The sequence below is a fragment of the Saliniferula longa genome (assembly GCF_050789285.1).
In the GTDB taxonomy this organism is placed as follows: Bacteria; Pseudomonadota; Alphaproteobacteria; order Rhodobacterales; family Rhodobacteraceae; genus CAVPWP01.
This window is the reverse complement of the sequence record NZ_JBOUVX010000002.1, coordinates 1,268,417-1,290,010: the sequence shown is the minus strand read 5'-3', so window position 1 is coordinate 1,290,010 and position 21,594 is coordinate 1,268,417. Positions and strand designations below refer to the sequence as shown.

Sequence of the window (21,594 nt, the reverse complement as noted above, 5' to 3'; positions counted from 1 at the left end):
TGCCCCACGTTCAGTGCAGCGTCTTCAGAACGCCGCGCAGCGTCTCGACCAGCTGGTCGATATGCGCCTTCTCGATGATCAGCGGCGGGGACATGGCGATGATGTCGCCCGTGGTGCGGATCAGGATGCCCTTTTCATAGGCCTGAAGGAAGGCCGTGAAGGCGCGCTTCGTGGGCTCGCCCGGGATCGGTTCAAGCTCGATCGCCCCGATCAGACCGAGGTTGCGGATGTCGATGACATGCTGGCAGTCCTTCAGCGAATGAACCGCCTCCTCCCAATAGCCCGAAAGCTCGGCGGCGCGTTCGAACAGCCGGTCCTCGCGGTAGGTCTCGAGCGTGGCGAGACCGGCGGCCGAGGCGATCGGCGATCCCGAATAGGTGTAGCCGTGGAACAGCTCGATCAGGTGCTCGGGTCCGGTCATGAAGGCGTCGTGGATCTCGGGCGTGGTCAGCACCGCCCCCATCGGGATCACGCCCGAGGTCAGGCCCTTGGCGCAGGTGATCATGTCGGGCTGGACGTCGAAGAAGTCGGCCGCGAAGGCCGCGCCGAGACGCCCGAAGCCGGTGATGACCTCGTCGAAGATCAGCAGGATGCCGTGCTTGGTGCACAGTTCGCGCAGCCGCTGGAGGTACCCCTTCGGCGGCAGGATGACGCCGGTCGAGCCCGCAACCGGCTCGACGATCACCGCGGCGATCGTCTCGGCGCCGTGCAGCGCCACCAGACGCTCGAGTTCGTCGGCAAGGTTCGCGCCATGCTCGGGCTGGCCGCGGCTGAAGGCGTTCTTCGGCAGGTGGGTGTGGGGCAGATGATCGACCCCGGTCAAAAGCGTGCCGTACATGCGGCGGTTGTTCACGATCCCGCCCACGGAAATGCCGCCGAAACCAACGCCGTGATAGCCGCGCTCGCGCCCGATCAGGCGGGTGCGGGTGCCTTGACCGATGGCCCGCTGGTAAGCCAGCGCGATCTTCAGCGCGGTATCCACGGCTTCGGACCCCGAGTTCACGAAGAACACGTGCTCCATCCCCTTCGGCGCCATGTCGCGCAGCGACGAGGCCAGCTCAAAGGCCTTCGGATGGCCCATCTGGAAGGCCGGGGCATAGTCAAGCTCGCCCGCCTGCTTGCGGATCGCCTCGACGATCTTCGGCCGGTTGTGGCCGGCGTTGCAGCACCACAGGCCCGCCGTGCCGTCCAGAATCTCGCGCCCGTCTGCGGTCTTGTAGTGCATCCGGTCCGCGGACACGAGCATGCGCGGCGCCTTCTTGAACTGGCGGTTCGCCGTGAAGGGCATCCAGAATGCGGAAAGGTCGTTGGGGACCGACGGACGATCGAGGGCCATGGCCCGGCTCCTTGTGATTTTGGGGCGCCGCCGATCGGGCGCCTTGCGCAAAGGGTTTGACCAGTTGGTCAGGATCACGCTAGCAGAGCGAATGGGGCAGTCAAGCGGCGCGGACCCGTGCCGTGGCGGCGCTCTGCCGAACCGCCGGGACGAGCCCGGACCAGACCCCGGACCAGACCCGGAGAAGACGCCAGGACCGCCCAGACGCCATGACGATCCAAGTGCCCCGGCCCCGCACCCGCATCCAGAAACGCAACACCGAAGCGATCCTCGACGCCGCGCTCGAGGTGTTTTCGGCCACCGGGTTCCGGGGCGCGACGCTCGACCGGATCGCCGAGGTGGCGGGACTGTCGAAGCCCAACCTGCTTTACTACTTCGCCTCGAAGGAGGCGATCCACACGGCGCTTCTGACCCATCTGCTCGACACCTGGCTCGATCCGCTGCGTGCGCTTGATCCCGAAGGCGATCCGGTCGACGAGATCCTGGGATACGTGCGGCGCAAGCTCGAAATGGCGCGGGCCTATCCTCGCGAAAGCCGTCTTTTCGCCAACGAGATCGTGCAGGGCGCCCCCCACATGCTGCCCGAAATCGAGGGGCCGCTGCGCCGGCTGGTCGACGAGAAGGCCGCGATGATCCGGGCCTGGATCGACGCGGGGCGGCTTGCGCCGCTCGATCCGCACCACCTGATCTTCTCGATCTGGGCGACGACCCAGCACTACGCCGATTTCGACGTGCAGGTCCGGGCCATCCTTGCCCCGGACGGCGACGGGCATTTCGCCGGCGCCGAGGCCTTTCTGACGGAACTGTTCCGGCGCGCGCTCGACCCGCGTTAACCTTGGTGAAGAATTCCCGGCGGTCGTTTACCTTCGGGTAAGGCCGGGTTTCTAGCCTGACGGCGTGGGGGCTTCGCCAAGGAGCCGGGCATGTTCTCGAATGTCGCCATGAACCCCTATGGACCGGGAGGAAGCAGCGTGACCGCCCACTCGCCGCGCGGCGGACAGCCGGGCCAGGACCCGCGCAGCGCCTCCCCAGGCGAGGCTGGAGCGGCAGGCACCCGGCCGGAAGCTGCCGAGAGGGTCGATCCTCCGCCCCAGCCCGCGACGGCGGCGGCGCTGCCGCAAGAGGACCGGCGCGAAGGCATGGGGCCGGGACCGCGCGCCGAAGCAGCGGTCTTCGGCACCCGGTTCACGCCGATGCCCTTCCCACCGGCGGGGAAAAGCGGGACCGAAAACGCGGGAAAGGGCGATGCCGGAGACGCGCCCCGCGACGCCCCGGTTGATGCCCCGGTTGATGCCACAGCCGGACCACCACCGGCGTTCCGGCGCAGTCTTCTCGACGCCCAGCGCGCCGAGACGGCCGCCCCGGACTCGTCCCCCTCGACGATCTCGGCCCCCGAACCGCCCGCGCCCACGCCAGAGGCTGCGGTGTCCGGCCCGGTGCGTGGTGGCGCGGTGGAAGTGGACGGGCTGGCACCGTCGATCCGGCCGTCTTCGGCGGCGGTCGGGACCGCAGGCGGGCAACCCGATGAAACAAGCGATACACCGGTGGATCCCGCGTCCAACACGCCGCCCGACGATGACCCGCTGAGGGCGGCCATTCGCCAACTGGTCGCCGAAAGCGCGCGCCCCGAGGTGCCGCCCAGCGCCGAGGAACGGGCCGAGGTCGAGTTCACAAGCCTGCGCCGGATGGACGCGCCCTATGATACAGCGACGGTCGACGTCCTGCGCTAGTGACGCTTGCCGGGCGGCGCCGGGATGGCCCCCTACTCTGCCGCGCGCGCGGCCGGGTTGTTGGGGTGCATCGTCCAGTTCCCGTAGTCCTCCTCGACCACCTTGCCGGTGCGCGGATCGACCGTTCCCGGTGCAAGGCGCTCCATGGTGATGCAGTCCTCGACCGGGCAGACGTTGACGCAAAGGTTGCAGGCCACGCATTCCTCGTCGATCACCTCGAAGACGCGGCCGGGCTTCATCGCGATGGCCTGGTGGCTGGTATCCTCGCAGGCAGCGTAGCAGCGGCCGCACTTGATGCAGAGATCCTGGTCGATGCGCGCCTTGGTCACGTAGTTGAGGTTGAGGAATTGCCAGTCGGTGACGTTCGGCACCGCGCGCCCCGACACCTCGGCGACCGAGGCATAGCCTTTCTCGTCCATCCACTGCGACAGGCCCGAGATCATTTCCTGCACGATCTTGAAGCCATAGGTCATGGCCGCGGTGCAGACCTGCACGTTGCCCGCGCCCAGCGCCAGGAATTCGGCCGCGTCGCGCCAGGTCGTGACCCCGCCGATGCCCGAAATCGGCAGACCGCGCGTCTCGGCGTCGCGGGCGATCTCGGCGACCATGTTCAGCGCGATCGGCTTGACCGCCGGGCCGCAATAGCCCCCGTGGCTGCCGCGCCCGTCGATCGACGGCTCGGGGCTCATCGTGTCGAGGTTGACGGCGGTGATCGACGAGACGGTGTTGATCAGGCTCACCGCGTCCGCGCCCCCCGCCTTGGCCGCGCGGGCGGGATAGCGGATGTCGGTGATGTTCGGCGTCAGCTTGACGATCACCGGCATCCGCGTGGTCTGCTTGCACCAGCGTGTCACCATCTCGATGTACTCGGGAACCTGGCCCACAGCCGATCCCATGCCGCGCTCGCTCATGCCGTGTGGGCAGCCGAAGTTGAGCTCGATCCCGTCCGCGCCCGTCTCCTCGACCAGCGGAAGGATCGCCTTCCAGGCGTGCTCTTCGCAGGGCACCATCAGGCTGACCACCATCGCGCGATCGGGATAGTCGCGCTTGACGGTCTTGATCTCGCGCAGGTTCACCTCGAGCGGCCGGTCGGTGATGAGTTCGATGTTGTTGAGGCCCAGAAGCCGCCGGTCGGCGCCCCAGATCGCGCCATAGCGCGGGCCGTTGACGTTGACGATCGGCGGGCCGTCCTCGCCCAGGGTCTTCCAGACGACGCCGCCCCAGCCGGCCTCGAAGGCGCGGCGGACGTTGTATTCCTTGTCGGTCGGCGGCGCCGAGGCCAGCCAGAAGGGGTTAGGGCTCTTGATGCCCACGAAGTCGGTCGCGAGGTTGGCCATGGCTCAGACTCCCATCAGCGTTGCGTGAATGTCCTCGGCGGCGTCGCGCCCTTCGGCGACCGCAGTCACGGTCAGGTCCTCGCCGCCGGCGGCGCAGTCGCCCCCGGCCCAGACCCCCGGAACCGAGGTGCGGCCCGCGCCGGTAACGGCAATCTTGCCGCCGTCGAGCTTCAGCCCGGCCGGCGCGCCGTCAAGCGTCTGGCCGATGGCCTTGAAAACCTGGTCGGCGGGCAGGCGGAACGTCTCGCCCGTGCCCTCGAGGCCGCCCGGGCCTTCGCGGGTGTATTCGAACTCGACCTCGGCGGCGCGGCCGTTGCCATGCACCGCGACGGGGCGCGCGTTGTGAAGGATGCGGACCCCGCGCGCGGTTGCATGTTCCTGTTCGTACGTGCTGGCGCTCATCTTTTCGCGGCCGCGCCGGTAGACGATGGTGACGCTTTCCGCGCCCAGAAGCTTCGACTGCACCGCGGCGTCGACCGCGGTCATGCCGCCGCCGATGACCACCACGTTGCGTCCCACGGGAATCGTCGCCACGTCGGTGGCCTGCCGCAGGTCGGCGATGAAATCGACCGCGTCCCGCACGCCGTCGCGGTCCTCGCCCGCGGCGCGAAGCGCGTTGACGCCCTTCAGGCCGATGGCAAGGAAGACCGCGTCGAAGTCGGCGGCAAGTCCGTCAAGCGTCAGCCCCTTGCCCAGCGCCTTTCCGGTCTCGACCGTGATGCCGCCGATCTTCAGCAGCCAGTCGACCTCGGCCTGGGCGAACCCACCCACCGTCTTGTAGCTGGCGATGCCGTATTCGTTCAATCCGCCGGGCTTGGCCTGCGCGTCGAAGATGGCGACCTCGTGCCCCTTCATCGCCAGCCTGTGCGCGCAGGCAAGGCCCGCGGGCCCCGCCCCCACGACCGCGATCCGCTTGCCGGTCGGCGCGGCGCGCGTGAAGGGATGAACGTCCGCGGCCATCAACGTGTCGGTGGCGAAACGCTGAAGCCGACCGATCTCGACCGGCTTGCCCTCGGCCGCCTCGCGCACGCAGGCTTCCTCGCACAGGGTCTCGGTCGGGCAGACGCGGGCGCACATGCCGCCCAGGATGTTCTGCTCGAAGATCGTCCGTGCCGCGGCCTCGGGCGTGCCTGTGGCGATCTGACGGATGAACAGCGGGATATCGATCGAGGTCGGACAGGCCGTGATGCAGGGCGCATCATGGCAGAAATAGCACCGGTCCGCCGCGACCGCCGCCTCGTGCGGCCCAAGCGGCGGCTGCACGTCGGCGAAGTTCTCGCAATAGGCGTCGGCGGGAAGACGCCCGGCGACCACGCCGGGGGTCATCTGGCTGTTGGGCATCGTTGTCTCCCTGTTCTTTGGCGGAAACTCTGCCACAACCCGGAATTTTATCAACTGGTAAAAAACAGGGTCGCGGCAGGCCGGGGCCGCCCGCACCGCCTAGCACAATAAGGCATCACGAACGATGCGGGTGGAACCTTCGCCCGTCATGTCCTACACCTTTGGGCAACCGGCGGCGGGCGGACCGCCGGACGTCATGAGGGCGACAGATGGCTGGACAGGCGTCGGCGGCCAAGGCCGGACGGAACGATCCCTGCCCCTGCGGCAGCGGCAAGAAGTACAAGGCGTGCTGCTTGCGCAAGGCCGCCGTCGCGGCGCCCCGGGCCGCCGCGCTTCTGGAGCAGGCCCAGGGGCATGAAGACGCCGGCCGACTGCCGCAGGCGCTTGCGCTGTTCCGCCAGCTTGCGGCGCTGCCAGGCGATGCGCTGGAAAAGGCCGAGGGACACCTCGGGATCGCCCGGACCCTGATGGCCATGGACGACGAGCGCGGCGCGGTCCCCCACCTCGAGGCCGCCGCGGCGCTTCGCCCCTTCGAGACGGCCGTGGTGGCCGCGATCGCCAGCACCCTGCTTCGGCTTGGACGGCCGGACAGCGCGCTCTCGGTCGCGCGACTGGGCCTGCGCGAGACGCCGGACAGTCCCGACCTTCTGTCGCTCAGTGGGCTTGCCCTTGAACGGCTGAACCGCAACGACGAAGCCGAGCCCGTTCTGGCTAAGGTGATCGCCACCGCGCCAAGGGATGCCCGCGCGGCCTCGGCCCTTGCCCGGGTCTATCGCTGGCGGAAGGACAACGCGGCCGCACGCCGGCTTCTGCTGGCGACCATCGGCCAGGTCACGTCCCCGCCCGAGACCGTGGCCAGCCTCTGGAACGAACTCGGCCATGTCCTTGACAGCCTGGAAGACTACGACGCCGCCTTCAAGGCCTTCGAGCGTTCGGGCGCGATCACTCTGGACACGCCAAAGGCGCGGGCGATCGACGACACCGTCGCAGACCGGCGGATCGCGCAGGAGAAAGCCTGGATCACGGGGGGCGGCCTTGCCCGCATCGACCGCTACCCGGAAGCGGACCCCCGGCGGCTGGTCTTTCTGGTCGGATTTCCCCGGTCGGGCACCACGCTGACCGAACAGGTCATGGCCGCCCACAGCAGGGTCGCTACGTCGGAAGAACAGCCTTTCCTGCGGGACGCCATGCGCGCGCTCGAGGCGCGGTACGGACAGGGTCGCCCGATGGGCGAAATCCTCGAAGCCGCCGACCGTGCGGCCCTCGACGAGGCGCGGTCGGTGTTCTGGCGCGGGGTCGACGCGCAGTCGGGGCGCGATCACGATGTCTTCGTTCACAAGCTTCCGCTCAGCCTGACCAACATCGGCACGATCAACGGGCTCTTTCCGTCGTCCCGGGTCATCCTGGCGCTGCGCGACCCGCGCGACGTCTGCCTGAGCTGCTTCTTCCAGAGTTTCGGACTGAACCGATCGATGAAGAAGTTCCTCAGCTGGCCGACCACCGTGGCGTTCTACGCCAAGGTCATGGGCTTCTGGCTAGACGTGCGCGACCGGATAGATCTTCCGCAGATCGAGGTGCGCTACGAGGACACGGTCACCGACCTGCCCGGCCAGGCGCGGCGGATTCTTGATCACCTTGGCGTGCCGTGGGAGGACGCCGTGCTTGCCTATTACGAACGCACGCGAAAGACCTTCGTCAACACGCCCAGCTATCAGGCCGTGCGGGAAAACGTGCACACCCGCGCCACCGAGCGCTGGCGCAATTACCCGAAGGCGATGGAGGCTGCGCTTCCGGTGCTGCGCCCCTATCTTGACGCGTTCGGCTATCCCTTGGACGGGCGTTCGGCGCCATGAACGCCGCCTGCCCCCTACGAGCGCTTTTCACCCCCCGCCCCCTGGCGTATAAGCGGCCCGGATAATGAGGACGGTCAACCGACCCTGTCGAGGACAAGCATGACGAAACACCCCCATGATGCCGACGTTGCCTTCATCCAGGCGCTTGCCGAAGTGCTGGCGAAGAACGACCTGACCGAGCTTCAGGTGAAGCGCGAATACGGTGAGGAAGGCAGTCTGAATGTCCGCGTCAGCCGGGCGAAGACCGTGATCGCCGAATACGCGCCGCCGGCACAGGCGTATCACGCCCCGCAGATTGCGCCTTCGTCCGCCGCGCCCGCCGCCGCGGCCGAGGCCGCGGGCGATCCCGCTTCGCTGCCAGGGGCGGTGACCTCGCCCATGGTGGGCACGGCCTATCTCTCGCCCGAGCCGGGGGCGGCGGCCTTCGTCAATGTCGGCGACCGCGTGTCCGAGGGGCAGACCCTTCTCATCGTCGAGGCGATGAAGACGATGAACCACATCCCCTCGCCCAAGGCCGGGATCGTGAAGCGTGTCCTGGTCGAAGATGGTGCCCCGGTCGAATACGGCGCGCCACTCATGATCGTCGAGTAAGGCCGGGCGATGTTCGACAAGATCCTGATCGCCAACCGCGGCGAGATCGCGCTTCGCGTGATCCGCGCCTGCCGCGAGATGGGCATCCGGTCCGTCGCGGTGCATTCCACCGCCGACGCCGATGCCATGCATGTCCGCATGGCGGACGAATCCGTCTGCATCGGTCCGCCGCCCGGCCCGCAAAGCTATCTGTCGGTGCCGGCCATCATCTCGGCCTGCGAGATCACCGGGGCGCAGGCGATCCATCCGGGATACGGATTCCTGTCCGAGAACGCCGCCTTCGTGCAGATCGTCGAGGATCACGAGATCACCTTCATCGGACCCACGGCCGAGCATATCCGGATCATGGGCGACAAGATCACCGCCAAAGAGACGATGAAGAAGCTTGGCGTGCCGGTCGTGCCCGGCTCAGATGGCGGCGTGCCCGACGTCGAGGCCGCCAGGAAGATCGGCGAAGAATTCGGGTATCCGGTGATCGTGAAGGCCACCGCCGGCGGCGGCGGGCGCGGCATGAAGCTTGCGAAATCGGCCGCCGAGATGGAATCCGCCTTCCGCACGGCCCGGGCCGAGGCCAAGGCCGCCTTCGGCAACGACGAAGTCTATATCGAGAAATACCTCGGCAAGCCGCGCCACATCGAAGTTCAGGTTTTCGGCGATGGCAAGGGCAAGGCCGTGCATCTGGGCGAACGGGACTGTTCGCTTCAGCGGCGCCACCAGAAGGTCTTCGAAGAGGCCCCCGGACCGGCCATCGACGCTGAGACCCGTGCACGCATCGGCAAGGTCTGCGCCGACGCCGTTGCCGCCATCGGCTACAGCGGGGCGGGAACCATCGAATTCCTCTACGAGGACGGCGAATTCTATTTCATCGAGATGAACACCCGCCTGCAGGTCGAGCATCCGGTGACCGAAGCCGTGTTCGGCGTCGATCTGGTGCGCGAACAGATCCGCGTCGCCGCCGGGCTGCCGATGTCCTTCCGGCAGGAAGACCTGAAGGTCGGCGGCCACGCGATCGAGATCCGCATCAACGCCGAGAAACTGCCAAAGTTCACGCCCTCGCCGGGAAAGGTCACGCAATATCACGCGCCCGGCGGGCTTGGCGTGCGGGTGGATTCCGCGCTTTACACCGGCTATTCCATCCCGCCCTACTACGACAGCCTGATCGGCAAGCTGATCGTCCATGGCCGCGACCGGCCCGAGGCGCTGGCGCGGCTCAAGCGGGCGCTTGGCGAGTTGATCGTGGATGGAATCGATACGACCGTGCCGCTGTTTCACGAACTGCTCGACGCGCCCGAGATCCTGACCGGCGACTACGACATTCACTGGCTCGAGACCTGGCTGGGCGCCCACGGAGAAGGGTGACGCAAGGTCGCTTCCTGCGAGGGTTGAGCCGGGCGACGCCCGGGCCTTATCGTCGGCGGCATCGGGTGTGACGTGGAAGGCGTGTTGCGGTCATGGCGTCGGATGGGCTGACCCCCGAACTGCTTCTGCAGGCTTATGCGGCCGGCGTCTTTCCCATGGCCGACGCGCGCGATGATCCCGACATCTTCTGGGTCGACCCCCGTTCGCGCGGAATCTTCCCTCTGACGGGCTTCCACGTCTCACGGTCGCTGAAGCGGCGGATTCTGGACGGGACCTTCAAGGTGACGCTGGACCGCGCCTTCGCCGACGTGGTCCGGCTGTGTTCGGCCCGTCCCGAAACCTGGATCAGCCACCGGATCGAGGCGCTTTACATCCGGCTCTTCGCGATGGGGCGGGCGCATTCGATCGAGGTCTGGAACGGGGGACGGCTGGTCGGCGGCGTCTACGGCGTCGCCATCGGCGGCGCCTTCTTCGGCGAAAGCATGTTCTCGCGCGAAACCGACGCCTCGAAGGTTGGGCTGTGCTACTTAGTGGACCGGCTGCGCAATGCGGGCTTCACGCTGTTCGACACGCAGTTCATCACGCCGCATCTTGCCAGCCTTGGCGCGGTCGAGATTTCACGGGACGACTACCACCGGCGCCTGAGCGAGGCGCTGAAGATCCGAGCCGACTTCGACGCCCCCGGGCCGTTGCCTGCACCTCAGGCGCTGATGCAGCGCATGACCCACACGTCATAGCGCGCGTGGTCAAGCGCGTTGAGCGCGGGGCTGGAGGCGATCATCCAGCCCTGGAAATCCGTGGTGCCCCGCGCGGGCGTGCGCACCTCGACCCAGGCGTAGGCGTCGCCCGCCGGGTTGCCACGTGGAAATCGGCATTCGCCCACCGATATGCTGATCAAGCCGAAGTCCTTGGTCTCGCCCGAAGGCACGTAAAGCTCGACCACCTCGCCTGAAACCTTGTCGAGCGCACGCAGGACGGCGCCGGCGGCCACTTCCACGATATCCCGGTCGCGGGCTTCTGGAGGAAGCGGCCGAAGGGACGGGTCGTCCAGCGGCACAGCTTCGATGGCGTCGGGGACGTCGGGACTTTGGGCCGCGGCCAGGGGGGCCGCCAGCAGTGCCACCAGAAGCGCCAGATGGCCCCTCATCCGTCTTCGCTTCCGGTCACGAAGCGCAAGAGAAGCTGAACCAGGCTGACCGAGCTTTGCGTATCCTCGATCTCGCTGCCGGGCTCGAGGTTGAAGGGCGATCCACCCGGCAGAAGCTCGACGAAGTTGCCGCCCAGAAGCCCCTCGGACGAGATCACCACCGCGGTGTCCTCAGGCAGTTGCAGCGCGCCGTCGATCGTGAAGGTCGTGTCGGCGCGGAAGGTCGCGGGATTGAGCGTGAGGTCCGTGACGGTGCCGACCTTGACGCCGCCAAGGCGCACGTCGGTGCCGACGGCGATCCCCTCGACCGACCGGAACGACGCCGTCAGGAAATAGTCGTCGCCCTGCGGTCCGCCGACACCCGCGAACTGGACGGCATAAAGGATGAAGCCGGCCGCCGCGGCCACGACCGCCGCGCCGACGACGACTTCTGTCGTGTGATCGGTCATCGCCTCACTCCGGCTGCCACGCCTCGTAATCGCGGCGCGCCACCGGCTCGGGGCGCAGGATCGACCCCGGCGGCACATAGGCGGCCGCAGTGCCGGTCAGGTTTTCCTGGTGGGGCTTCTCCCACCGCTTGTGTACGAGCGGGCGTTCCGTGGGCGGCGTGTCCCAGGTCCGGTGCAGCCAGCCATGCCAGTCGGGGCCGACGCGGCTTGCCTCGGCCTCGCCGTTGAAGACCACCCAGCGGCGGCTGTCGTCCTTGGTGCGGTAGAAGACGTTGCCGTCCGCGTCCTCGCCCACCTTGACGCCCTTGCGCCAGGTGAAAAGCTGCGTGCCGATGGTCTGGCCGTTCCACCAGGTCACCGCGCGCAGGATCGGGGTAAAGATGCCCATGGCCGCCTCGCATGTCGTTCGCCCCGATATGCCGCATGGCGGCGCAGAGGTCCAGTGCCCGCCGGTGGTGCGGACCTGCGGATGCCCGCGGCCTAGGCGCTCAGCCCCTTGTAGACGAGGTTCAGGCCCGCGACGGTCAGAAGCACAAGCGTGGCTTTGCGGAACAGGTCCTGGTCCAGGCGGTCCTGGATCTGGAAGCCCAGCCACATGCCGATCACCGACGGGACAAGCAGCGCCGCAGAGAAGGGCGCCGTGCCCCAGTTCAGGATCCCGGACTTGATGTGCGCGACGAACAGGACGACCGCACCGATGCCGTAGATCACGCCCTGCACCACCACCTGGCGCGATTTCGGGGTGTCGATCGCCAGGAGGTACAGCACCGTCGTCGGCCCCCAGGTGCCGGTCAGCCCGCCGATCGCCCCCGAGATCGTCGCCACGACCCATTCCGCCCAGCCGCGGTTCTTCTCGGCGATATGCAGTCGCAACCCGAAGAGCTGGATCAGCGACAGCGCCATCACCGGGACGCCCAGCACAAGGTAGAAGACATGCGGATCGAGCCGCGGCACGATCTGGGCGAAGATCGCTATCGTGATGCAGACGATCAGTGTGTAGCGCCAGAAATCCTTCATCGCCGCGATCGCGGGTGCGATGCCCGTGCGGAAGGTCTGCATCAGGTTCGAAAGCACGATGGGGAAAAGCAACCCCGCCACCGCGAGGTTGGGCTCCAGCACCATGGTCAGCCCCGAGACCATGATCAGCGGCTGACCAAGCCCGATCGCCCCCTTCACGAGGCCCGAAAACAGCGTGATCCCCAGCGCCGCGGCCCAGACCGCAAGTCCCAGTTCCGGCATATGGCGACTCCCTCGTCCAAGGTCGATGTAGCGCGTCGCGCAAACGGTTGCACGAGGAAAAAGCGGCGTCAGGCGGCCCGCACGAGGAAAGCCGCCGCGACATTTTAAGCCAAATTACAGCTTGAAGTTGGAATTTTGTTGCTGACCTGAAGAAATCGCCCTAACTGTCTCGCAGTCGCAGAATAGGAGTTGCTGCCATGCCGCATGACGGACAGGATATCGCCATGACAGAGCCCGTTCCTGCGCCCGTTTGTCTGCCCGGCCTGCTTGCCACAACCCGCGACGCCCTGCCCGCGGTCGAAGAGGTTCTGGAATGCGCGCGGTCGGCCGTGGCGGCGAAGGTGACGCGCGACGGGCGCGTTTCGGCCGCCCTGATCGAAACGCACCAGACCGCCGCGCATGGCCTGGCCTGGCTGGCCACCTATGCCGAGGCTCTGCGCCAGATGCAGGCCTGGGCCGAACGGCTCGACGCGCAGGGGCGGCTGGGCGAGACCGAAAGCCTGATCCTTCAGATCGCCTTTGGCGAGTATCTGGCGCAGATCCGGGGCGGCATCCCGATGAGCCAGGGCGAAATCGTGCGCCTTCAGGATCTGGGGGTGTCGCAGGACGACGCGCGCGCGCTTTCGGCCCCGGCCGTGATGCGCCTGACGGAAGACGGCAACACCCAGGACGCGCGCGAGCGTCTTGTCGCGCTGATGCGCGACGGCCGCGCCAACCTGACCGTCGGGGCAAGCGGCCTCGACGACGAACTCGAAATGATTCGCGAGCAGTTCCGCCGCTTCTCGGCCGACCGCGTCGAACCCTTCGCGCATGAATGGCATCTGAAGGACGAACTGATCCCGATGGAGGTCATCGCCGAGATGGCCGAGCTTGGCGTCTTCGGCCTGACCATCCCCGAGGAATACGGCGGCTTCGGCCTGAGCAAGGCATCGATGTGCGTTGTCTCGGAAGAGCTGTCGCGCGGCTATATCGGCGTGGGCTCGCTGGGCACGCGGTCCGAGATCGCGGCCGAGCTTATCCTGTGCGGCGGCACCGAGGCGCAGAAGCAGACCTGGCTGCCCGCCCTTGCCAGCGGCGAGATCCTTCCGACCGCCGTCTTCACCGAGCCTAACACCGGTTCGGACCTTGGCGCGCTGCGCACCCGCGCCGTGAAGGACGGCGAAGACTGGGTCGTGACCGGCAACAAGACCTGGATCACGCATGCCGCGCGCACCCACGTGATGACGCTTCTGGCGCGCACCGACCCGGCGACGACCGATTATCGCGGCCTGTCGATGTTCCTGGCAGAAAAGACGCCCGGGACGGACAAAGACCCCTTCCCGACCCCGGGCATGACCGGCGGCGAGATCGAGGTTCTGGGCTATCGCGGCATGAAGGAATACGAGCTTGGCTTCGACGGCTTTCGCGTGAAGGGCGAGAACCTTCTGGGCGGGGTCGAGGGCCAGGGCTTCAAGCAGCTCATGCAGACCTTCGAAAGTGCGCGCATCCAGACCGCCGCGCGCGCCATCGGCGTGGCGCAATCCGCGCTGGACGTGTCGATGCGCTATGCCGAGGACCGCAAGCAATTCGGCAAGCCGCTGATCGCCTTTCCCCGCGTCAGCGGCAAGCTCGCCATGATGGCGGTCGAAATCATGGTGGCGCGCCAGCTGACCTATTTCTCGGCATGGCAGAAGGACCATGACAAGCGCTGCGACCTCGAGGCCGGGATGGCCAAGCTTCTGGGGGCGCGCGTGGCGTGGGCCTGTGCCGACAACGGATTGCAGATTCACGGCGGCAACGGCTTTGCGCTGGAATACGCGATCAGCCGCATCCTGTGCGACGCGCGTATCCTCAACATCTTCGAGGGCGCCGCCGAGATCCAGGCGCAGGTGATCGCGCGGCGGCTGCTGGACTAGGGTCAGGCCCCATCGCCGCAGATGTCGGGACCGGCGGCGGCGCCCGACGAAGCGGTTGTCCGACACAAGGGACCGGGTGCCGCGTTCGAGCCCAACCTGAAATGCGCCTTGCTGCCTCTCGATAGGCGCTAGGCGTATCGAACGGGTTGCACGCCGGCATCGAAGTGAACGTGCCGCGATCGAAACGTGGACCCTTCGACGACCTCAGGTCGGCTGATGCGGTCCATGCGGAAATGCCGGACGTCGTCGCGCGCCGGGTCCCCGGCGACCAGATACCAAAGCGGCGGCAGGATCAGCATGGCCTGTGGCTCGACCTGCCGCTCGGTCCGGGTTCCTTTCGCGTCGCGATACCGGAACCTCAGGCGCAGCCGGTCGAGGAACGACCGCTCAAACGCGGGCAACAGGGCAGGATCCATTTCGCCCACGTTCGACGTGTAGACCTGAGGGGCAAGCGGACCGACATAAAGGCAGTCCATGAGGCGGCGCAGATCGCGGAGCTTGTCTGACGGCAGCGCCTTCTCGATCTTTGCAAGCCCGGCATCGGCGAGACCTGAGAACGGAAGCGTGCGGGCGGCACGCATGCTCGACACGCCGATGATGAGTGCGAACACCTCGGCGACCGACAGTCGGACCGTCGCCTGCACCGATCCCGGATCGAGGGACAACCCGCCGCCCCGTCCCTGTTCAGCCTGGATCACGTAGCCCTCGTCGCGCAAGGCCGAGAGGTCGCGCCGGATCGTGCTGCGCGATGCACCGACCTCTCGGATCAGGGCGGCGATGGTCGTTGTCCCGGTGCGGCGCAGGGTCCGCACGATCGTGTCCCGTCGAACACGGCTGTTCATGGCGGCACTCTACCCCACAAGGGCGTCGGTTTTTGGAACCCTTTCGGCATAGGCGAGCGTCGATGCAATCAACGAGGAGATTCAGCCATGCATACCAACGCTCATTTCCCAGCGCCGACACTCGTTTCGCTGGGTGACGTCGAACTCGAGGTCTTCGAGGCCGGCCGGGAGAATGAAGGAAACCCGATCGTGCTGTGCCACGGATGGCCCGAGCACGCCTATTCCTGGCGCTACCAGATGCCGGCCCTCGCAGCGGCGGGCTATCACGTCATCGTTCCAAATCAGCGGGGGTATGGAAACTCGTCACGCCCGCCGGAGGTCACCGACTATGACATCGCCCACCTGACGGACGATCTTGCAGCGCTTCTTGACCATTTCGGGTATGAGAAGGCTACCTTCGTGGGACATGATTGGGGTGCGAACGTCGTGTGGAGCATGGCGCTTCTGCATCCGGGTCGCGTGGAGCAGATCATCAACCTGGCACTGCCCTACCAGCCCCGCACGCCGGTCCCCTGGATCGCGTTCATGGAAACCGTGTTTGGGCCCGACAACTACTTCGTCCACTTCAACCGCCAACCCGGCGTGGCGGACGCCGTCCTGGACGAGAACGCCAGTCAGTTCCTGCGGAACCTGTTCCGCAAGAACCTGCCCTCTGTACCGCCAGAACCGGGGATGACGATGATCAACCTCGCGATGGCGGAAACGCCGCTTGGCGATCCCGTCATGAACGATGATGACCTCAAGATCTTCACGTCCGCCTTCGAGGCGTCGGGGTTCACCAGCAGCATCAACTGGTATCGCAACATGGATCGCAACTGGCACATCTTGTCGGAGATCGACCCCGTCATCCGGCATCCGGCCCTCATGATCCATGGGACGCAAGACATGATCCCGCCATCCGAAACCCTCAAGGATCTTGTCCCCAACGTCGAGGTGCTCAGCCTCGAGTGCGGGCACTGGATCCAGCAGGAGAGGCCGGAAGAAACCACTCGGGCGATTCTGGACTGGCTTGGGGAGCAGGAGGCTGCGCAGGGGCGGCGGGTTGGCTTTCTGGCACTGGCAAAAGGTCCGATCCGCCGGACAAATCCCCATGCCGGCACGTGATTTTGTGACACCGTATCGCGGCATGGTTTTGAAGGCAGGCGCCCCGGATAGCGGTGGCGATACCGGTTGCGTCCTCGAACCGGGCCGTGGGCCGGCGAACGGCGGCTTTCCAAGGGACCCGGCCGCCCCACCCGCAATGCGTCGGTGGGGCCGGGTCTAGGATCAGCCACGCAGGCGCGCCGTGACCTCGATCTCGATCTTCATCTCGGGCTCTTGCAGCGCGGCCGAGATCATGGTCGCCGCCGGCCGCGCGGTCGCGAAAGCCGCGCCCACGACCGGCCAGCAAGCCGGCCAGTCGGCCGTCTCGGGCAGGATGTAGCGCACACGCACAACGTCATCGAGGCTGGCGCCTGCCTCGGCCAGAGCCCGCGCGATGGTGCCCAACGCGTTGCGACACTGGTCGACCACATTCTCGGGCATCGTCATCGTAGCATAATCGTACCCCGTGGTCCCGGCGACGAAGACCCAGCCATCGCAGACCACGGCACGGGAATAGCCGATCTGCGCCTCGAAGGGGGACCCGGTCGAGATGTGGCGTCGCATGTCAGCCCCCTTTGCCCGAGATCGCGCCCGGGGGCCCTGCCCCCGGACCCCCGGAGTATTTCGAAAGAGAAGAAGACCCGGGGCGTCAGCCCGCCGTCGCCGGCGTCTTCTTGGTGTCGGCGTGGATCATCAGCGGCGAGGCGTCCGAGACCACGGCTTCCTCGTTCACCACCACCTCTTCGACGCTGTCCATGCCCGGAAGTTCGAACATGGTGTCGAGAAGGATGTCCTCCATGATCGAACGCAGGCCGCGCGCGCCGGTCTTGCGCTCGATGGCGCGCTTGGCGATCGCCTTCAGCGCGTCGTCGGTGAAGGTCAGGCGCGTGTCCTCAAGTTCGAACAGGCGCTGGTATTGCTTGACGAGGGCGTTCTTGGGCTCGGTCAGGATGGTGACGAGCGCGGCCTCGTCAAGGTCCTCGAGCGTGGCGATCACCGGCAGGCGACCGACGAATTCGGGGATCAGGCCGAACTTCAGCAGATCCTCGGGCTCGAGACTCTTGAAGACCTCGCCCACGCCGCGGGAGTCGGGGTCCTTCACCTCGGCGCCGAAACCGATCGACGATCCCTTCCCGCGCTGGCTGATGATCTTTTCGAGGCCCGCGAAGGCGCCGCCGCAGATGAACAGGATGTTGGTCGTATCGACCTGCAGGAATTCCTGCTGCGGATGCTTGCGCCCGCCCTGGGGGGGGACGCTGGCGATCGTGCCTTCCATGATCTTGAGAAGCGCCTGCTGCACCCCTTCGCCGGACACGTCGCGGGTGATCGAGGGGTTGTCGGACTTGCGCGTGATCTTGTCGACCTCGTCGATGTAGACGATGCCGCGCTGGGCGCGTTCGACGTTGTATTCCGAGGCCTGGAGAAGCTTGAGGATGATGTTCTCGACATCCTCGCCGACATAGCCCGCCTCGGTCAGGGTGGTGGCGTCGGCCATCGTGAAGGGCACATCGAGGATGCGGGCCAGCGTCTGTGCCAGAAGCGTCTTGCCGCAGCCGGTGGGGCCGATCAGCAGGATGTTCGATTTCGCCAGTTCGATGTCGGCCGCCTTGGCGGCGTGGTTGAGGCGCTTGTAGTGATTGTGCACGGCCACCGACAGCACGCGCTTGGCGTGTTCCTGTCCGATCACGTAATCGTCGAGGACGTCGCAGATTTCCTTCGGCGTGGGCACCCCGTCCGAGGACTTCAGACCGGCGGTCTTGGTCTCTTCGCGGATGATGTCCATGCACAGTTCGACGCATTCGTCGCAGATGAACACCGTCGGTCCCGCGATCAGCTTGCGGACCTCGTGCTGGCTCTTGCCGCAGAACGAACAGTAGAGCGTGTTCTTGCCGTCGCCTGAATTCGTCGCCATCGCTATACCCCTGCGGCCACCGGCCTGTGGTGTTCCGGCAGGACCGCCGCGTTCGGCGGACCCATCGTCAGTGTCCAAAGCCTAGGGCAGACGATTCCGAGGCACAACGCCAAATTCGCCGCCCCGCCGATCACGATTTGCCGTCTGTTGCCGGCGTGCGGCTGTCGACGATCTGGTCGATCAGGCCCCAGTCCTTCGCTTCCTCGGGGGACATGAAGTTGTCGCGGTCAAGCGCCTTCTCGACCTCTTTCAAGGTTCGCCCGGTATGCTTGACGTAGATCTGGTTCAGCCGGTCCTTCAGCTTCTGCGTCTCCTGGGCGTGGATCATGATGTCCGAGGCCTGCCCCTGGTAGCCGCCCGAGGGCTGGTGGACCATGATCCGGCTGTTGGGAAGCGAAAAGCGCATGCCGGACTCGCCCGCCGCCAGCAGCAGCGACCCCATCGAGGCCGCCTGGCCGATGACCAGCGTCGAGACCTTGGGACGGATGTACTGCATGGTGTCGTAGATCGACAGACCCGAGGTCACCACGCCGCCGGGGCTGTTGATGTACATCGAGATTTCCTTCGACGGGTTCTCGGCCTCGAGGTGCAGAAGCTGGGCCACCACCAGCTGGCTCATCCCGTCGTGCACGGGGCCGCTGACGAAGATGATGCGTTCCTTCAGAAGGCGCGAGAAGATGTCATAGGCGCGCTCGCCCCGGCTCGTCTGCTCGACCACCATAGGGACGAGGTTCATGTAGGTGTCGATGGGATCGTGCATTGGGGCTGCCTCGTGCTCGGGGGAAGGTCGTAACCAAGGAGTGTTGCCAGAGTCTTAGTTTCGCGCCCGGAGGGCTGCAAGGGCAGCAGGCGCGAATTCGGTCCGGCCGTGTCGCCGCCTTGAAACCCGGGCCGGGCGGCATACCGTCCGCGCATGACACGGCCCGACCATCCGCCTGACCATCCGCCCCGTCGCGACGAGGGACTGCGCCGCCTGCGCGATTTCGTGCCCCGCGCGGGCCGCGCCTATGCGGCCGGGCGCAACCACGACCGCCCGGGCCATCCGGATGTGTCGGTCCTGTCGCCCTATATCCGACATCGACTGATCTCGGAGGACGAGGTCCTGAGGGCCGTCCTTGGCCGGCATTCGCCCGCCGCGGCCGAGAAATTCGTTCAGGAGGTGTTCTGGCGCACCTACTGGAAAGGCTGGCTCGAGATGCGGCCGGGCGTATGGACGGCCTACCGGGCCGAGCTTTCCCGCGCCCTCGACCGGATCGCGACCGAGGGCGGGCTTCGCCGCGACTGGGAGGCCGCGTGCCGGGGCGAGACCGGGATCGACTGTTTCGACCATTGGGCGCGCGAGCTGGTCGAGACCGGCTATCTGCACAACCACGCGCGGATGTGGACCGCGTCGATCTGGATCTTCACGCTTCGGCTTCCCTGGGTTCTGGGCGCGGATTTCTTCCTGCGCCACCTTCTGGACGGCGACGCCGCCTCGAACACGCTGAGCTGGCGCTGGGTGGCCGGGCTGCAGACGCCGGGCAAGCATTACATCGCCCGGGCCGAGAACATCGCCCGCCATACCGGCGGGCGGTTCGACCCGCGCGGGCAACTCGACGAGGCGCCGCGACCGCTCGAGGGCCCGCCGCCGCCGCCCCGGCAGCCGATCGCCCCAGGCGGCTGGCCCGACCCCGCGCGCCGCACCGGGATCGTGCTGACCGAGGACGACCTCTCGCCCGGCTTCGCCGTGGCGGGCCTTCAGGTGGCCGCGACGCTGGTCGTTCCCGGCGTCGGGTCACGGTCACCGCTGGCGGTCGCGCCTCGGGTGGAAAGCTTCACCAGGGGCGCCATCGCCGACGCGCTGTCCCGTCATGCCGCGCAACTGGGCGAGGTGACGGTGCTGGAGGCCGCCGAGCCATCGGCGCTGTCGGACTGGGCCCGGGCGCAGAACCTCGACCAGATCGTCCTGCCCCATGTTCCCACGGGTCCGGCGGCGGACCGGCTTGCGCCGCTTCTGGCCGAGGCCCGCGGCCGGGGACTTGATGTCGTCCGGGTGCTGCGCCCCTATGACGCTGCGGCCTGGCCCCATGCCACGGCGGGCTTCTTCCGCTTCCGCGAGGCGATCCCGCGCCTGATCGACGACCTTGGCCTGGCGCCCGGAGGCATGCGATAGGCGCCTATTCCGCCGCAAGGCGGAAGGCAGCCGGCGCCGACAGGAACCGCCGTCCGGCCTCGCCGGCCAGATAGGCCAGCCGCCCGCCCGCGATCGTCGCCTCGATCGCCCGGGTTCGTTCGTTCACGATCACGAGGTCCGCGCGGCGGCCCGTGGCGATCTCGCCCCGGTCGGGAAGGCGCAGGACCCGCGCCGGGTTGCGGGACAGAAGGGTCCAGGCCTGCGGAAGCCCCATCCGGCCGCTGTCCACCAGCTTCCACGCCGCGGCCGCCAGCGAAGGCGGGTGGTAGTCGGACGCCAGCGCGTCGCAAAGCCTGTCGCGCAGCAGATCGAGCGCCGAGACGCGGCCCGAATGGCTGCGCCCGCGCAGGACGTTCGGCGCGCCAAGGATCACCGGGTCGCCCATCGCCCGCGCGGTGGCGGCCGCGCGGCGGGTGGCGGGAAACTCGGCCAGCTTGGCGCCGATCATGGCGAAGCGTTCGCGCGTCTCGCCGTCGGGATCGTCGTGGCTGGCATAGACCACGCCCATCCGGTCGAAAGCCTCGGCCAGACGACACAGGTGGCGCGGCACCTCGGCGGCGCGCACACGCGCCGCCCCGGCTGCCGCAAGATACTCTTCCGCCGCCACGCCCAGACGCTCGGCCCGCGCGGCGACCCGGGCCGGCGCCTCGCGGCCTGCGTCGATCACCTCGGCGACATGATCGTTGAAGGTGACATAGTCGATCCCATACCGCCGCACCGCCGCCAGAAGCCGTGGTGCGCCATCGACCAGATGCGTCTCGCAGCGCAGTTGCACCCTGAGGTCCACCACCGCCTGCGCCCGGTGATCCTGATGCGCCTGCAGCACCCGTTCGGCGGCCTCCGGCGCCCGGATGCCGCCTTCCCACGACCAGCCCTGCGCCAGCCAGACGGTCGTCACGCCGGCGGCCGCGGCCTCGCGTTCGGCGGCGGCAAGGGCGGCGGCGGCGGGGAAGGCCGCCGGCGGGCGCGGGAGCAGATGGCGTTCCAGTGCGTCGCTGTGCAGATCGACGATGCCCGGCAGGATCAGGTAGCCGCTCAGGTCGACCTCGGGCAGCGGACCCTTGGTGATCCGCCCGTCCGCGATCGCGACCGAGCGGTCCTGCATCTCGCCGTCGCGAAGGACGCGGGCGCGGGTCAGGCGAAGCGGGGGCAGAAGCGACATGGGTCAGTTGCTCAATTCATGACCGTTTCGCCCTGTGGATAACCGAAATCTGTATCGCGCGTGTGACATCGCGGCGGGCGGTTTTCGGCGTCCGCCGGGATGCGCCCCTTGCCAGAGCCCCCCCGCGCCCCCTATCTCGCGCGCA

The 21,594-nt window shown here is 67.4% G+C and carries 21 protein-coding genes; 9 read left to right on the top strand and 12 right to left on the bottom strand.

The window, feature by feature from the left end; translation table 11 throughout:
- Positions 1-10 precede the first annotated feature (10 nt).
- Positions 11-1,336 carry an omega-aminotransferase AptA gene (gene aptA / locus ACRDNQ_RS12950; protein WP_431829069.1) on the bottom strand — a complete coding sequence of 442 codons (1,326 nt, stop codon included), beginning with the start codon at positions 1,334-1,336 and terminating at the stop codon, positions 11-13.
- A gap of 209 nt (positions 1,337-1,545) precedes the next feature.
- On the opposite strand from aptA, the gene ACRDNQ_RS12945 reads away from it, so the two are divergent.
- Together ACRDNQ_RS12945 and ACRDNQ_RS12940 are read left to right on the top strand one after the other, a co-directional pair.
- Positions 1,546-2,169, top strand: coding sequence for a TetR family transcriptional regulator C-terminal domain-containing protein (locus ACRDNQ_RS12945; protein ID WP_431829068.1), 624 nt, complete (start codon positions 1,546-1,548; stop codon positions 2,167-2,169).
- A 90-nt stretch (positions 2,170-2,259) separates the two neighbouring features.
- A complete protein-coding gene (locus ACRDNQ_RS12940) occupies positions 2,260-3,066 on the top strand; it encodes a hypothetical protein (protein ID WP_431829067.1) in 807 nt (268 codons plus the stop codon).
- A gap of 32 nt (positions 3,067-3,098) precedes the next feature.
- On the opposite strand, the gene preA is transcribed toward ACRDNQ_RS12940, so the two are convergent.
- Positions 3,099-4,403 (bottom strand): NAD-dependent dihydropyrimidine dehydrogenase subunit PreA, encoded by a 1,305-nt coding sequence (gene preA / locus ACRDNQ_RS12935; protein ID WP_431829066.1) that lies wholly within the window; start codon positions 4,401-4,403, stop codon positions 3,099-3,101.
- 3 nt (positions 4,404-4,406) lie between these two features.
- Positions 4,407-5,744, bottom strand: a complete 1,338-nt coding sequence (locus tag ACRDNQ_RS12930; protein WP_431829065.1) for an NAD(P)-dependent oxidoreductase — start codon at positions 5,742-5,744, stop codon at positions 4,407-4,409.
- A gap of 209 nt (positions 5,745-5,953) precedes the next feature.
- On the opposite strand from ACRDNQ_RS12930, the gene ACRDNQ_RS12925 reads away from it, so the two are divergent.
- The 4 genes from ACRDNQ_RS12925 (at position 5,954) to aat (ending at position 10,284) form a co-directional block, all read left to right on the top strand.
- The gene (locus ACRDNQ_RS12925) at positions 5,954-7,597 is read left to right on the top strand and encodes a sulfotransferase (protein ID WP_431829064.1); all 1,644 of its coding nucleotides are present in this window, start codon (positions 5,954-5,956) and stop codon (positions 7,595-7,597) included.
- Between the two features lie 99 nt (positions 7,598-7,696).
- Entirely contained in the window at positions 7,697-8,188 is a 492-nt protein-coding gene (accB, locus tag ACRDNQ_RS12920) for an acetyl-CoA carboxylase biotin carboxyl carrier protein (RefSeq protein ID WP_431829063.1), read from the top strand.
- A gap of 9 nt (positions 8,189-8,197) precedes the next feature.
- Entirely contained in the window at positions 8,198-9,547 is a 1,350-nt protein-coding gene (gene accC, locus ACRDNQ_RS12915; RefSeq protein WP_431829062.1) for an acetyl-CoA carboxylase biotin carboxylase subunit, read from the top strand.
- A 92-nt stretch (positions 9,548-9,639) separates the two neighbouring features.
- Positions 9,640-10,284: a leucyl/phenylalanyl-tRNA--protein transferase gene (gene aat, locus ACRDNQ_RS12910; RefSeq protein ID WP_431829061.1), complete on the top strand. Its 645-nt coding sequence runs from the start codon at positions 9,640-9,642 to the stop codon at positions 10,282-10,284.
- Here the strand turns inward: aat and ACRDNQ_RS12905 are convergent.
- From ACRDNQ_RS12905 to ACRDNQ_RS12890, 4 genes are all read right to left on the bottom strand, one after another.
- Positions 10,248-10,694 carry a DUF2155 domain-containing protein gene (locus ACRDNQ_RS12905; protein WP_431829060.1) on the bottom strand — a complete coding sequence of 149 codons (447 nt, stop codon included), beginning with the start codon at positions 10,692-10,694 and terminating at the stop codon, positions 10,248-10,250. The genes aat and ACRDNQ_RS12905 overlap by 37 nt on opposite strands.
- Complete coding sequence (gene mlaD / locus ACRDNQ_RS12900) at positions 10,691-11,143, bottom strand: outer membrane lipid asymmetry maintenance protein MlaD (protein ID WP_431829059.1); 453 nt, start codon at positions 11,141-11,143, stop codon at positions 10,691-10,693. The genes ACRDNQ_RS12905 and mlaD overlap by 4 nt, the downstream gene beginning before the upstream one ends.
- A 4-nt stretch (positions 11,144-11,147) precedes the next feature.
- Positions 11,148-11,531: an NADH:ubiquinone oxidoreductase subunit NDUFA12 gene (locus tag ACRDNQ_RS12895; RefSeq protein WP_431829058.1), complete on the bottom strand. Its 384-nt coding sequence runs from the start codon at positions 11,529-11,531 to the stop codon at positions 11,148-11,150.
- Positions 11,532-11,623: 92 nt separating this feature from the next.
- Complete coding sequence (locus ACRDNQ_RS12890) at positions 11,624-12,382, bottom strand: sulfite exporter TauE/SafE family protein (RefSeq protein WP_431829057.1); 759 nt, start codon at positions 12,380-12,382, stop codon at positions 11,624-11,626.
- Between the two features lie 197 nt (positions 12,383-12,579).
- Between ACRDNQ_RS12890 and ACRDNQ_RS12885 the strand changes: the two genes are divergently transcribed.
- Positions 12,580-14,277 (top strand): acyl-CoA dehydrogenase family protein, encoded by a 1,698-nt coding sequence (locus ACRDNQ_RS12885; protein WP_431829056.1) that lies wholly within the window; start codon positions 12,580-12,582, stop codon positions 14,275-14,277.
- A gap of 128 nt (positions 14,278-14,405) precedes the next feature.
- Here the strand turns inward: ACRDNQ_RS12885 and ACRDNQ_RS12880 are convergent, their stop codons facing one another.
- Positions 14,406-15,119: a helix-turn-helix transcriptional regulator gene (locus tag ACRDNQ_RS12880; protein WP_431829055.1), complete on the bottom strand. Its 714-nt coding sequence runs from the start codon at positions 15,117-15,119 to the stop codon at positions 14,406-14,408.
- 87 nt (positions 15,120-15,206) lie between these two features.
- On the opposite strand from ACRDNQ_RS12880, the gene ACRDNQ_RS12875 reads away from it, so the two are divergent.
- Complete coding sequence (locus ACRDNQ_RS12875; protein ID WP_431829054.1) at positions 15,207-16,223, top strand: alpha/beta fold hydrolase; 1,017 nt, start codon at positions 15,207-15,209, stop codon at positions 16,221-16,223.
- Positions 16,224-16,385: 162 nt separating this feature from the next.
- Here the strand turns inward: ACRDNQ_RS12875 and ACRDNQ_RS12870 are convergent, their stop codons facing one another.
- From ACRDNQ_RS12870 to ACRDNQ_RS12860, 3 genes are all read right to left on the bottom strand, one after another.
- Complete coding sequence (locus ACRDNQ_RS12870) at positions 16,386-16,766, bottom strand: RidA family protein (protein ID WP_431829053.1); 381 nt, start codon at positions 16,764-16,766, stop codon at positions 16,386-16,388.
- A gap of 85 nt (positions 16,767-16,851) precedes the next feature.
- Positions 16,852-18,114: an ATP-dependent Clp protease ATP-binding subunit ClpX gene (gene clpX / locus ACRDNQ_RS12865; protein ID WP_431829052.1), complete on the bottom strand. Its 1,263-nt coding sequence runs from the start codon at positions 18,112-18,114 to the stop codon at positions 16,852-16,854.
- A 130-nt stretch (positions 18,115-18,244) separates the two neighbouring features.
- Entirely contained in the window at positions 18,245-18,874 is a 630-nt protein-coding gene (locus tag ACRDNQ_RS12860) for an ATP-dependent Clp protease proteolytic subunit (RefSeq protein WP_431829051.1), read from the bottom strand.
- 153 nt (positions 18,875-19,027) lie between these two features.
- On the opposite strand from ACRDNQ_RS12860, the gene ACRDNQ_RS12855 reads away from it, so the two are divergent.
- On the top strand, positions 19,028-20,266 hold the full coding sequence (locus ACRDNQ_RS12855) for an FAD-binding domain-containing protein (protein WP_431829050.1): 1,239 nt from the start codon (positions 19,028-19,030) through the stop codon (positions 20,264-20,266).
- 4 nt (positions 20,267-20,270) lie between these two features.
- On the opposite strand, the gene ACRDNQ_RS12850 is transcribed toward ACRDNQ_RS12855, so the two are convergent.
- Positions 20,271-21,449 (bottom strand): alpha-D-ribose 1-methylphosphonate 5-triphosphate diphosphatase, encoded by a 1,179-nt coding sequence (locus ACRDNQ_RS12850; protein ID WP_431829049.1) that lies wholly within the window; start codon positions 21,447-21,449, stop codon positions 20,271-20,273.
- Between the last annotated feature and the right edge of the window lie 145 nt (positions 21,450-21,594).

Bases quoted from the DNA above. Each gene is read 5' to 3' on its own strand.
- accB (WP_431829063.1), top strand. From the start codon at position 7,697: ATGACGAAACACCCCCATGATGCCGACGTTGCCTTCATCCAGGCGCTT.
- accC (WP_431829062.1), top strand. From the start codon at position 8,198: ATGTTCGACAAGATCCTGATCGCCAACCGCGGCGAGATCGCGCTTCGC.
- mlaD (WP_431829059.1), bottom strand. From the start codon at position 11,143: ATGACCGATCACACGACAGAAGTCGTCGTCGGCGCGGCGGTCGTGGCC.
- ACRDNQ_RS12855 (WP_431829050.1), top strand. From the start codon at position 19,028: ATGACACGGCCCGACCATCCGCCTGACCATCCGCCCCGTCGCGACGAG.
- preA (WP_431829066.1), bottom strand. From the start codon at position 4,403: ATGGCCAACCTCGCGACCGACTTCGTGGGCATCAAGAGCCCTAACCCC.
- ACRDNQ_RS12895 (WP_431829058.1), bottom strand. From the start codon at position 11,531: ATGGGCATCTTTACCCCGATCCTGCGCGCGGTGACCTGGTGGAACGGC.
- ACRDNQ_RS12890 (WP_431829057.1), bottom strand. From the start codon at position 12,382: ATGCCGGAACTGGGACTTGCGGTCTGGGCCGCGGCGCTGGGGATCACG.
- ACRDNQ_RS12870 (WP_431829053.1), bottom strand. From the start codon at position 16,766: ATGCGACGCCACATCTCGACCGGGTCCCCCTTCGAGGCGCAGATCGGC.
- ACRDNQ_RS12880 (WP_431829055.1), bottom strand. From the start codon at position 15,119: ATGAACAGCCGTGTTCGACGGGACACGATCGTGCGGACCCTGCGCCGC.
- ACRDNQ_RS12885 (WP_431829056.1), top strand. From the start codon at position 12,580: ATGCCGCATGACGGACAGGATATCGCCATGACAGAGCCCGTTCCTGCG.
- ACRDNQ_RS12925 (WP_431829064.1), top strand. From the start codon at position 5,954: ATGGCTGGACAGGCGTCGGCGGCCAAGGCCGGACGGAACGATCCCTGC.
- ACRDNQ_RS12905 (WP_431829060.1), bottom strand. From the start codon at position 10,694: ATGAGGGGCCATCTGGCGCTTCTGGTGGCACTGCTGGCGGCCCCCCTG.
- ACRDNQ_RS12945 (WP_431829068.1), top strand. From the start codon at position 1,546: ATGACGATCCAAGTGCCCCGGCCCCGCACCCGCATCCAGAAACGCAAC.
- clpX (WP_431829052.1), bottom strand. From the start codon at position 18,114: ATGGCGACGAATTCAGGCGACGGCAAGAACACGCTCTACTGTTCGTTC.
- ACRDNQ_RS12860 (WP_431829051.1), bottom strand. From the start codon at position 18,874: ATGCACGATCCCATCGACACCTACATGAACCTCGTCCCTATGGTGGTC.
- ACRDNQ_RS12930 (WP_431829065.1), bottom strand. From the start codon at position 5,744: ATGCCCAACAGCCAGATGACCCCCGGCGTGGTCGCCGGGCGTCTTCCC.
- ACRDNQ_RS12940 (WP_431829067.1), top strand. From the start codon at position 2,260: ATGTTCTCGAATGTCGCCATGAACCCCTATGGACCGGGAGGAAGCAGC.
- aat (WP_431829061.1), top strand. From the start codon at position 9,640: ATGGCGTCGGATGGGCTGACCCCCGAACTGCTTCTGCAGGCTTATGCG.
- ACRDNQ_RS12850 (WP_431829049.1), bottom strand. From the start codon at position 21,449: ATGTCGCTTCTGCCCCCGCTTCGCCTGACCCGCGCCCGCGTCCTTCGC.
- aptA (WP_431829069.1), bottom strand. From the start codon at position 1,336: ATGGCCCTCGATCGTCCGTCGGTCCCCAACGACCTTTCCGCATTCTGG.
- ACRDNQ_RS12875 (WP_431829054.1), top strand. From the start codon at position 15,207: ATGCATACCAACGCTCATTTCCCAGCGCCGACACTCGTTTCGCTGGGT.